Origin of the sequence: Lactobacillus sp. UMNPBX4 (assembly GCF_002554115.1) — a bacterium.
GTDB classification, from domain to species: domain Bacteria; phylum Bacillota; class Bacilli; order Lactobacillales; family Lactobacillaceae; genus Lactobacillus; species Lactobacillus gallinarum.
Window position 1 is genome coordinate 1 of sequence record NZ_PCZF01000050.1, and the last position, 11,206, is coordinate 11,206.

The window sequence follows — 11,206 nt, forward strand, 5'->3', positions numbered from 1 at the left end:
CACCAGTGTTCTTAGCTGTAGTAACATCAGCGTCTTTAGTGGCAGCATCAATATTGTCCTTAGCTGTTTGAACTTCACCAGCAACGGTCTTCTTCAAAGCAGCCTTTTCTTCAGCAGTTAAGTTTGAAGCATCGATTGCAGCATCCTTAGTCTGAGTAGCTTGATCGATGGCAGCCTTAGCATCTGATTTAGTTGCAGAAGTAGTTGGAACATTCATGTTGTTAATCTTTTCAACACCAGTGTCCTTAGCAGTTTTTACTGTATCGTTAGTTGTTGCTTTATTAATGTTAGCAATTGCGTCATCAGCAAGTTTTTGTGCTTGGTTAACTAACGCGGATTTTTCTTCATTAGTTAAGATAGCAGAGTTATTAATGCTTGCTTTCTTAGCTGTTGCAGCATCATTAATAGCCTTTATTGCATCCGTAGCGTTCTTCTTGACACCATTAAGTTCGTTCCAAGCATTATTTTCAGCATCAGTAAGCGCTTTTACCGTCTTTAGATCTGCATAGGTACCATTACTTTTGTTAACTGTACCCTTTTCTACAGAAATTATATTACTTACTGCTTTTGTCGCATTGTCATAAGCTAATTTTTTATCTGAATCAGCATATTTATAACTATCTGAAGCCTTAGTTGTATCGACTTTATGATTAGTAAACTTGCCATCAGAATCATACTGTCCGATACTATTACCAAGCTTTTTCATAGCATCGTTTAAGGAATTTCCTTCACTAACAATGTTATTTAAAGCAGCAGGGTCTGTAATGTTATTTAGAATTTTATTCCGCAAAACATTAATTTGAGCATTATTTAAATAGTCTTGCTTAATCTTATCAATATAAGGCTTGACATCACCCCAATGAGGAATAATTTTGTTAGCTTCTACTGTTGCACCAGCTGGATCCAGTGCTCTCTGCTCACCATATAAGCGAGAAAACATGTTATAGTAGACATTCTGATAAGAATAAATATTAGCTGAGATTCCTGAGAATTGTTGATTTTTCGAACCTGTAGATAAATCTACTTCATGAGAGTCTGTGTGTTGCGTAGTAAAGGAAATAACATAAGAAGAATATTGTGATAGATCTGTGTTAATCTTTTTACTTGCGTAACCATGTGACTTAAATTCCATTGCTTGGTTAAAGTTAACACTGTTAAATACGCCATTAGAATTAAATTTATTCCGTGTGTCATAAATGATTGGGTCCCCTTGCTTTGCACCGTCAACATCTCCAGTTTTATTTTTAATTATAAAATTATTAAGATGAAAGTCATGATCGCCACTTAGATAAGTGGTCCCATCATATGCATTATTATCTTCAACCCCATCTTTAAAGTAAGTCTGCCATAAGTTATTAGAACCAGCAGCTTGAGCAGTAGTGAAATAGTATGAGCCTTGCAAATATTTATTGTTATAAGCTGGCATGGTTTTACTATTAATTAAACCAGTATTTGGATCAACATCTGTGTTAGGATTAAATGAAAAGTCTACTTCACGTGGTGGATTTTGTACTGTAATGTCAGTAGCGCTACTGTTACCGGGCTCAAATTTATAATATATATATGTTTGATCAGTTTTATTTTTTACTTTCATATCAACATTACCAACGATTTGGTAGTCATTAGTGAGAGCAATACCAAATTTTGCAGAAATTAACCCATGTAATGTACTACTGTCAGCATTTTGTAATCCCATTTTAGGGAAGAAAGTAACAGTCCAACGGGTCTTACCATTTCCTAAATCTTCTTTAGAAATATCAATATTATTTTTAGTATCTGCAGCTGTCGTTGCCTTTTGCGGATACCAAATACTAGTAGTACCATTAGCTTGAATATCAGCAGCATGGTAAACGTAGTCATTACCATAAATAGTTACAATCTTGTAATAATTTCCATCTTTACCTTTATAGATGTTAGAACTGTAGTTATCTGAAGAAGTTAGATTAGTCTTATTGGCCAAATCTTGATTTTCTTTAGCTGGCTGATTATTAGTGTGATTTTGATCTACTGTACTTGCTCCAGTATTAGAAACTGCCACTAAACTCATAGCTGCTAATCTTGCTGCTAATGATTTAATATCAGTACCAGGATTTTTTACTAAATTCATTGCTAATAAATTCATAGTTGCTAATTTAGCTGCTAATGATTTAATATCAGTGTCAGCGCTACCTTGCGTCTTTGGTGCAGATTGTAAGGTTGTCGCAGCTTCTGTAGAATTATTAGCTGTTGCATTCTTACTTGCACTACTTTGTTGAACTTTTTCTGTTACATCGTTACTTGCACCATTTTGTTGAACTTTTTCTGTTGCACTAGTTGCTTTCTGAGTATTAGTATTATTTTGATCTACTGTACCTGCTGCATTTCTGTCAGTATCAGAAGTTGCCACTAAATTCGTAGCTGCTAATTTTGCTGCTGATTTAGCTGTTGATGATTTAATATCAGTGTCAGCACTACCTTGCGTCTCTGGTGAAGATTGTGGGGTTGTCGCAGCTTCTGTAGAATTATTAGCTGTTGCATTCTTACTTGCACTACTTTGTTGAACCTTTTGTGTTGCTCTAGTTGTTTTCTGAGTATTAGTTTGTTCAGCAGTTGTATTGCCAACTGCTGAAGTCTGTTGCAACCTACTGTTTGCTGAACTATTGGAAGGTTCAACGCTTTCTGTGGTTGCTGCCTTTACAGAATGATTTGTAAAGTTAATTCCAAAAATGGTTACTCCTAATAATACGGAAGCCACACCAACGTTAAGCTTACGTAAACTATAACGCGGTGTCCGCTTAGTTTCTAAAAATTTAAGTCGCTTCATCGTTATTCTTACTCCCCAATTTAATAACTAGTGGTGTATTGCAGTACACCAGAACAAGAGTGCTACCGTTAAGTTATCAGCCCAATTGTTGAGCATAATATTTCTTCAATCTGATAATATTATAACACCGTTTAGCGACTTTGATGACCGCTTGGCCCTCGAGCCGGGCGGCTTTTCTGTTTGCAGTCAACTTACCAGATAGTAAAAGAGACTAACCGCAAAGGCTAATCTCTTTTCAAACACTAAAATTATTCAAGTTCGCGATTGAGAGTAGTGAGACGCAATCTCACTGCTCTCTTTTCATATATTGTGGTACTAGAAATAATGTTTAAATTTAAATTATAACTCTAAGTCGTTTCCTTCATGAAGTACTGACTTTTTAGCTTGAATCTTTGATACAGAGATGGTTCTTCATTGCCTTTTCCGCTTAATTTCGGTTTCCTTATCCCGTTCTAGTTGTTGACGGTGTAACTGAAGTTGATGAATCCTTTAACGGCTTCATCGTGCAATGACCCCCTCATGTTTGACGTCCCGGCAAAATAAATTTTCAGCCTTCGGTTGCGACCGACAACGGCTGACTAAATTTATGAATCGTCGGGTTAGTTTCTGCTCAGCATTAATTGGTATATACTAATTTGCTGATTATATTATATACTGCTTGAAAGGGCAGCCTGATAGTCTTCCCTTTACCCTAGCGACCGATCAGATATTGCATTCGAGAATGAGTACCTTGAGATTTCATTCAAGGTCATTTCGAGATTTCATATCTGATTTACTTATATTTTCGTCATAAGTAACAACAACGATCAAACAGACTGCTCCGTTTGGATTTCAGCATTTCTTTTGTGGCAACAAAGAGAAACAAAAATGCCCCACTTATCAAATGACAATAAGTAGGACAACAATCACTTACTTTTCAACAAAAGTAAGCAAAATATTCAATTTTCGGTAGACAACTTACTTTTAACCCGTGTTTTTTACTAATATTGACCCTCTTCAAATGCTGTCATATTGGGATTCCCTCTTCATGTTAATATATTAAATTACTCCCATTCAATCGTTGAAGGTGGCTTACTCGTCACATCGTAAACTACGCGATTAACGTTATCTACTTCATTGACGATTCTATCTGAAATGTGACCAAGTACATCCCATGGAATTTGGGCAAAATCTGCAGTCATCCCATCAATTGAGGTTACGGCACGAATACCAATCGTATAGTCATAAGTACGTCCATCGCCCATTACTCCAACGGAGCGAATACCTGGAAGAACAGTGAAGTATTGCCAGATCTTTTCTTGCAATCCTGCCTTCTTGATTTCTTCTCGTAAAATCGCATCAGAATCACGCACAATCTTAAGCTTGTCTTCAGTCACTTCACCAAGAACACGGATACCAAGACCTGGTCCTGGGAATGGCTGACGCCATACTAAGTCATGTGGAATGCCCAGCTTTTCACCAAGTTCACGTACTTCGTCCTTGAACAACTTACGAAGTGGTTCGATCAACTTGAAGTGCATGTCCTTAGGAAGACCACCAACATTGTGATGGGACTTAATAGTTTGCGCGGTGTTGGTACCTGACTCGATAACATCAGTATAAAGCGTACCTTGAGCTAAGAAATCTACATCCTTTAACTTCTTAGCTTCTTCGTTAAAGACCTCGATGAATTCCTTACCGATAATCTTACGCTTCTTTTCAGGATCAGTTACACCTTTCAACTTGTCTAAGAATCTCTTTTGGGCATTAACCCGAATGATGTTAACACCAAGATCCTTGTTCAAGGCTTGCATTACTTGATTGCCTTCGTCTTTACGCAGCATCCCGTGATCAACAAAAATTGCCGTCAATTGGTCGCCGATTGCTTTGTGTAAAAGAGTAGCAGTAACGCTAGAATCTACACCACCCGAAAGACCTAAGATGACTTTCTTGTCGCCGACTTCTTTACGAATATCATCAACCTTCATGTCGATGAAGTCGTTCATGGTCCAGTTAGCCTCAGCACCACAAACCTCAAAAGCAAAGTGCTTCAAGATGTCTAAACCATATTCTGAATTACGTACTTCAGCGTGGAATTGAATACCATAAAATTTCTTAGCTGGGTTAGCAATTGCCGCAATTGGACAGTTTTTGCTTGAGGCAGTTACTTCGAAGCCCTTTGGAGCTTGAGTTACCAAGTCGCCGTGACTCATCCAAACGTATTGCTTTGAAGGCAAGCCATTGAACAAAATACTGTCTGGATCTTCAACCGTAATGTTGGCGCGGCCATATTCCTTGTTTTCAGCTTGTTCAACTTTACCGCCTAAGTCATGAGACATTAATTGCATCCCGTAACAAATACCCAAAATTGGAATACCCAACTTAAAGATTGCAGGATCAACCTTTAATGCACCATTATCGTAAACACTGTTAGGACCACCTGAGAAAATGATTCCCTTAGGATTGATCTGTTTAATCTTCTCCATGGAAAGATCGTGGGGCAAAAGTTCTGAGTAGATGCCAAAATCACGAATGCGTCGAGTGATTAATTGATTGTATTGACTACCAAAGTCAAGAACAATAATCTTGTCAAAATCGTCTAGATTTTTAGCCACTATTTACTCCCTCTTTTCAATTACGCATTTTTAACTAACTCTACTAGGAAAAATTAAAAAGGTCAATCAAAAAGTTAAAAATAGCCATTCATTGTTCGGCTTTTATCTTGAGCAACCAGCAGTTGCAACCGCTAGTTGCGCTAAATGCAATTAAAAAGTGGTGGTCTGCAACCGCAAATTTTCGTTAAATTAAATTATTTCAAAACGAAAGGACGATCAATCATGAGATTAGGTCAAAAAATTGCGGCATTACGCAAGAAAAATCATCTTTTTCAAGAAGCACTAGCTGAAAAGATGAACGTCAGTCGGCAAGCTGTATCCAATCGGTGTGTTCTTCTTTGTCAAAAGCAATATCATTATGGACAGCTACAACATTTTATTACAAACAGATGATTACATTCCTAAGAAAAAACTTGGTCGCAAGATTATGAACAAATACGCCACACTCTATTGGTTAATAGCAGTCTTACTTTATCTAGGATATAGCTTCATTACCAATGATTGGGAACGCAGCTGAATAATTTTTACTATAATCGAACATTAATCCTTAATTTTCCACTTGTGTTCGGCAATATATTCTGCTAAGATTAAGCCAACACAAATATCTATATATCGTCGAAATAAGGTCGACAGTCTCTACCCGGTACCGTAAATACCGGACTATAGGTGAATGAAAGTTAAGAATAATCTTAAGGACTTCTTTTACCTGCTCTAGGTAGAGGAAGTCCTTATTTCTTTCTTGAGGAGGATAATGTTGAAGGAATTAGTAGATCGAATTAAACAAGATGGTGAAGTTTTACCCGGAAATGTGCTTAAAATTAATTCATTTTTGAATCACCAAGTTGATCCGCAACTAATGATGCATGTTGGTGAAGAATTTGCCCGCCTTTTTAAAGATGAAAAAGTCGATAAGGTCTTAACTTGTGAAGCATCTGGAATTGCCCCTGGCGTAATGGCAGCCTATCAACTGCACGTGCCAATGATCTTTGCCCGAAAGAAAAAGCCATCTACTTTGAATGATGCAGTTTATTGGGCTGACGTCTTTTCTTACACCAAGAAGGTCAACAATAAGATCTGCGTTGAAGAAAAATTTTTGCACCCAGGCGAACATATCTTAATCATCGATGACTTCGTTGCCCACGGTGAAGCAGTCAAAGGCATGGTTAACATCGCCAAGCAAGCCGGCTGTAACATTGTTGGCGTTGGCGCTGTTGTTGCAAAAACCTTCCAAGGCGGAAGCGAATGGGTAGAAAACGAAGGCTTACGCTTTGAAGCCCTAGCAAAAATCGATAGCTTTGAAAATGATCAAGTACACTTCGAGGGAGAAGAATAATTAAAAATGGCACAAAAAGAAGTTAGTCACAAAAAAGCTGCTGTCCTAGGTTTGCAACATTTGCTGGCAATGTACTCCGGTGCAGTTGCCGTTCCTCTTTTAATTGGTACGGCACTACACTTCAATAGCACACAGATGACTTACCTAGTTTCGATTGATATCTTCATGTGTGGTTTAGCCACTTTAATTCAACTATTCCGTAATAAATATTTCGGCATTGGCTTGCCAGTCGTTTTGGGCTGTGCAATTCAAGCGGTAGCTCCCTTAGAAATGATCGGGCAGAAGTTTTCAATTAACACGATGTATGGTGCCATTATCGTTGCTGGAATCTTCGTCTTTCTAATTGCTGGCTGGTTTTCAAAAATCAAAAAACTCTTCCCGCCAGTAGTTACTGGGACCTTAATTACAGTAATTGGGCTAACTTTAATTCCGGTCGCTTTCCAAAATATGGGCGGCGGAAACGCACAAGCCAAAGACTTCGGTGATGCGAAAAATTTAATCGCTGCCTTTATTACCATCCTCATCATCATTGCCATCGAAGTCTGGACTAAAGGATTCTTACGTTCCATTTCCGTTTTAATTGGATTAATTGTTGGTACTCTAATCGCTAGCTGCATGGGGCTTGTTTCATTAAAGCCAGTTGCCGAAGCTTCTTGGTTCCATTTGCCTCAATTTTTCTACTTCGGGGTGCCAGAATTCGAATGGTCGTCTTGTTTGACCATGATCATCATTGCCTTAGTTTCCTTGGTCGAATCCACTGGCGTCTTCTTTGCCATTGGCGACCTACTTCATCAAGATATTACCGAAGAAGATCTCAAAAAAGGTTATCGTGCAGAAGGATTAGCACAAATCTTCGGTGGGCTTTTCAACACCTTCCCTTACACCACTTTTTCTCAAAATGTCGGCTTGCTTCAATTATCCGGCATTAAGACCAAGCGTCCGATTTACTGGGCTGCTGGCTTATTAATGGCCATGGGCTTACTTCCTAAAATCGGTGCTCTAGTTACCATCATTCCTGACTCAGTTTTAGGCGGAGCCATGTTGGTCATGTTCACAATGATTGCCGTGCAAGGAATCAAAATGTTAACCAAAGTTGATTTTGAGAACAACCGCAATATTCTAATTGTAGCTATTTCAATTGGTATGGGACTAGGCGTAACCGTCTATCCGCAAATCTTCCAACCCCTTCCCCAAACCATTCAATTGTTCTTAGGCAACGGTATCGTTGTTGCTAGCATCTGTGCAACTCTGCTTAATCTTTTATTCAACGGAAGAAGTGGTGCCTATAAGTAAAAAGCCTTTTCATTTCATAATTCTATATATCACAATTCTCTATAAATATTCAAAAGCGGCCACTTAATGTGGTCGTTTCTTATTCTTCACCTTTTAAGCAAAATCTCTTTTATAATAGAAGTAACGTAATTTTTTTAAAGTGAGGGAATCCATGCCTAACTTAAACATTCAAAACCTTGAAAGCTACATCATGTTTTACGGCCGGCAAAAATGTCAGCCTGATGAATTCTTTCAAGGTGACAATCTTCGTAAGAACGATATCTTTTATTACATTATTAGTGGAACTGGCAGCTTTACTTCTAGTAGACACCACGCAGTCAAATTAAAAGCTGGCGATCTTTTTTACGTCCCGCGCAATCAAACTTGTTCTTTCCAAGCTGACCATGATGAACCCTGGGAATACTTCTGGATTGGCTTAGCCGGCTACGGCGTTAATGAAAGCATCAAGGCATCAAATTTACCTAATAAAAATTTCTTGCGTCAAATTCAAAAAACTGCCTTTTATCAAACCCTAAATGACCTTTATCAATGTTTGACAAAGAAAAAGACCTTATTAAACAATTTACAAATTTCAGCTTTAACCTATCAACTTTTTTATCATCTAGTAAAAGACTTTCCTAACCATCCACCAGTCCGCAAAACACCTAAAAATGATCAATATCAAATCGCTATTAATTATCTGCAACAAAATTATACTGATCCCAGTTGCAATATCGTGGAGCTTTGCAACAGGTTAGGTGTCTCACGCAGTTTTTTATATTCTTTATTTAGAAAAAACACCAAAATCTCACCGCAAAAATATCTGATGCAACTTCGTATGGAAGCCGCCAAAAAAGAACTGCAAAATACTACTTCCAACTTAAAAGAGATTGCCCATAAAGTGGGCTATGGTGATGAATTCACTTTTTCCAAAGCATTTAAACGTTATAGCGGAGTTAGTCCCAACGTATTTCGTGGAAATTAACTATATTCTTTGCCTAACTCACGCTTCTTTGCATACAATATAAGTGTATAACTTATTAAAACAGTAAAGGAATGATCCAATGAAACAAACAGAATGTACTACTATCTTAGTAGGTAAAAAAGCAACTATTGACGGCTCAACCATGATCGCTCGTAGTGAAGACGGTGGTCGTACCATTATCCCTGAAGGCTTCAAGGCAGTTAACCCAGAAGACCAACCTAAGCACTACACTAGCGTTATCAGCAAGCAAAAGATCGATGACGAAGATTTAGCTGAAACTCCTCTTCGTTACACTTCTGCACCCGATGTTTCAGGCAAAAATGGTATTTGGGGTGCAGCTGGTATCAACGCAGAAAACATTGCGATGACTGCTACTGAAACTATCACTACTAACTCACGCATCCAAGGCGTTGACCCACTTCTTGACCCATCAGAAGGCGGTTTAGGTGAAGAAGACTTTGTTACTTTAACTCTTCCATATCTTCACTCCGCTTTCGATGGTGTTAAGCGTGTTGGTTACCTTGTTGAAAAATACGGTACCTACGAAATGAATGGTATGGCTTTCTCAGACAAGGACAATATTTGGTACCTTGAAACCATTGGTGGTCATCACTGGATTGCACGCCGCATCCCTGACGATGCTTACGTTATCGCACCAAACCGTTTAAACATCGATAACTTTGATTTTGATGATACTGAAAATTTCGCTGCCGCAAGTGACTTAAAAGATTTAATCGATGAATATCATTTAAACCCAGACCGTGAAGGTTACAACATGCGTCATATCTTTGGTTCTTCAACTATCAAAGACGCTCACTACAACAATCCACGTGCTTGGTACATTCACAACTACTTCGATCCAGACTTTGGCGGTACCCCAGCAGATCAAGATCAACCTTTCATCTGCCACGCTAACCGTTTAATCTCAATCGAAGATATTAAGTGGGCTGAAAGTTCACACTACCAAGATACTCCTTATGATGCATACGGTGACCAAGGTACTCCTGAACAAAAGAAGACTTTCCGTCCAATCGGTATCAACAGAAACTTTGAAACTCACATTTTACAAATTAGAAATGACGTACCTGCAGAAATCGCTGGTGTTCAATGGTTAGCCTTTGGTCCAAACACCTTCAACTCAATGGTGCCATTCTACACTAATGTCACAACTACTCCAGAAGCTTGGCAAACAACTCCTAAGTTTAACTTGAACAAGATCTTCTGGTTAAACAAGTTAACTGCTCAACTTGGTGATACTAACTACCGTGTCTATGGCGAACTTGAAGATGCCTTTGAACAAAAGAGTTTGGCACAATGCCACAAGATTCAACATGAAACTGACAAGGCAGTTAAGGATATTTCAGGTAAGGATTTGCAAGATAAGTTAATTGCAGCTAACCAAAAGATGTCTGACATTGTTTACAACAATACTGTTGAACTTTTGGGTCAAATGGTTGATGAAGGTCATGGTTTAATGACTTTGAAGTACGACTTGCTTGACTAATAATCAAATATTAAAAGCAATAAGAGCTTGAGATTATTCTCAAGCTCTTATTTTTTACTCAAATAATGGAACTGCATCTGCAAGTGATTTAACTACGGTTACTTTCTTGATCATTTCTTCTGACGGCATTACTTGATCTGGCACAAGTACCACATCAATCCCTGCATTTAATCCTGACTCTACCCCATTAGGTGCATCTTCAAAAATTACTGCTTCATTTTTATCTACTTTTGCGACATTTAACGCATGCAAATAAATATCTGGGGCTGGTTTATTATTTTTTACATCTTCACCGGTAACAATCCCTGCAAAATACTGACGTAAATCATTATGACTAAGATTAAAATTAATCTTTTCAATATCTGAAGAAGAGGTAATGTAAGATTTGATTTCTTTTTCTTGTAAAAAGCTAAGCAGTTTTTCAGCACCAGGCTTAACTGCTAATTTTCCTTCTTTAACTCTTTGAGTCAACTACCCTAGACTGAAGTCTAGGGCTTAGTGGCTCGTTAGCTTACGCTAACCAGAACACCAACTTGCTTAGATACGGACTTGACTTACCAGCAATAGTCTTTTGACTATTGCCGATAGAGGTCGTCTATTTACCAAAGCCTTTTAAGTCCGCGAATTGCTAGCGGACTGCAGCCTAGCTTAGGCTGCTTTTTTTATTTTAGGATTCTGCCACTTGCCTAATCCTTTTTCTAAGATGTTCACGGCC

7 protein-coding genes, 3 pseudogenes and 1 riboswitch are annotated in these 11,206 nt (G+C 38.2%); of the genes and pseudogenes, 6 read left to right on the top strand and 4 right to left on the bottom strand.

Annotation, left to right across the window (positions count from 1 at the left end; genetic code table 11):
- Both CP355_RS08400 and guaA read right to left on the bottom strand, forming a co-directional pair.
- Window positions 1-2,803, bottom strand: a 2,803-nt coding sequence (locus CP355_RS08400) for an LEA family epithelial adhesin (protein WP_098044325.1), incomplete at its 3' end; no start/stop codon positions are given.
- Between the two features lie 1,043 nt (window positions 2,804-3,846).
- Window positions 3,847-5,400, bottom strand: coding sequence for a glutamine-hydrolyzing GMP synthase (guaA, locus tag CP355_RS08405; protein ID WP_199161220.1), 1,554 nt, complete (start codon window positions 5,398-5,400; stop codon window positions 3,847-3,849).
- 219 nt (window positions 5,401-5,619) lie between these two features.
- Here guaA and CP355_RS08410 point away from each other — a divergent pair.
- From CP355_RS08410 to CP355_RS08435, 6 genes and pseudogenes are all read left to right on the top strand, one after another.
- Window positions 5,620-5,718 (top strand): annotated as a pseudogene (locus CP355_RS08410) (helix-turn-helix domain-containing protein); the annotation flags it as partial.
- A gap of 97 nt (window positions 5,719-5,815) precedes the next feature.
- A pseudogene (locus CP355_RS10805) lies at window positions 5,816-5,911 on the top strand (XRE family transcriptional regulator); the annotation flags it as partial.
- Between the two features lie 71 nt (window positions 5,912-5,982).
- Window positions 5,983-6,080: riboswitch (purine riboswitch) on the top strand.
- Window positions 6,081-6,151: 71 nt separating this feature from the next.
- Window positions 6,152-6,730 carry a xanthine phosphoribosyltransferase gene (locus CP355_RS08420; protein ID WP_035443516.1) on the top strand — a complete coding sequence of 193 codons (579 nt, stop codon included), beginning with the start codon at window positions 6,152-6,154 and terminating at the stop codon, window positions 6,728-6,730.
- 6 nt (window positions 6,731-6,736) lie between these two features.
- On the top strand, window positions 6,737-8,023 hold the full coding sequence (locus CP355_RS08425) for a nucleobase:cation symporter-2 family protein (RefSeq protein WP_098037186.1): 1,287 nt from the start codon (window positions 6,737-6,739) through the stop codon (window positions 8,021-8,023).
- Window positions 8,024-8,174: 151 nt separating this feature from the next.
- The gene (locus CP355_RS08430; protein WP_087236430.1) at window positions 8,175-8,987 is read left to right on the top strand and encodes a helix-turn-helix domain-containing protein; all 813 of its coding nucleotides are present in this window, start codon (window positions 8,175-8,177) and stop codon (window positions 8,985-8,987) included.
- Between the two features lie 79 nt (window positions 8,988-9,066).
- Window positions 9,067-10,491, top strand: coding sequence for a C69 family dipeptidase (locus tag CP355_RS08435; protein ID WP_098044327.1), 1,425 nt, complete (start codon window positions 9,067-9,069; stop codon window positions 10,489-10,491).
- Between the two features lie 54 nt (window positions 10,492-10,545).
- Here the strand turns inward: CP355_RS08435 and CP355_RS08440 are convergent, their stop codons facing one another.
- Both CP355_RS08440 and CP355_RS10810 read right to left on the bottom strand, forming a co-directional pair.
- Complete coding sequence (locus CP355_RS08440; protein WP_098044328.1) at window positions 10,546-10,962, bottom strand: HAD family phosphatase; 417 nt, start codon at window positions 10,960-10,962, stop codon at window positions 10,546-10,548.
- A 177-nt stretch (window positions 10,963-11,139) separates the two neighbouring features.
- Window positions 11,140-11,206: pseudogene (locus CP355_RS10810) on the bottom strand (RNA-guided endonuclease TnpB family protein); the annotation flags it as partial.